Annotated in this window: 1 protein-coding gene; it reads left to right on the top strand. The window is 56.9% G+C overall.

Going from position 1 to position 318, the window contains the following annotated elements; all coding sequences use genetic code 11:
* A partial coding sequence (locus AC1RPW_RS08305; RefSeq protein ID WP_481769491.1) for a hypothetical protein occupies positions 1-283 on the top strand: 283 nt, incomplete at its 5' end.
* Positions 284-318: the final 35 nt, after the last annotated feature.

Here is a 318-nt window from a genome sequence, read left to right as displayed (position 1 = left end):
GCTTTATAGCGAAGAGATGGTGGAGCGTGCAGCAGAGTTGCGTGAGTCGGAGCTGAATAAGTTCTACGGTGATCTGTACTTTCCGCACATGGTCATCGTCCCGTACTTCCCGCCCTCGCGTCGCCACTTCAAGGCCTTTGTGAACAGCGTGGCTGACGCCCTGATCGGCGCACCTTTGAATTTTGGGGGTGAGGTTATCAAGGAGCGAGAACTGAGCCGGGCCCCGGCATCCGAGTTCTATCAGGAAATGGCGTTGGGGTACGCAAATGGCCCCGCAGGTTAAGCACATTATCCTGCCGCACTGTTGGGTGTGCGAGC

Source organism: Dellaglioa sp. CoH-55-MRSF-8 (assembly GCF_056782195.1).
This window is presented reverse-complemented; position numbering and strand designations above follow the sequence as displayed.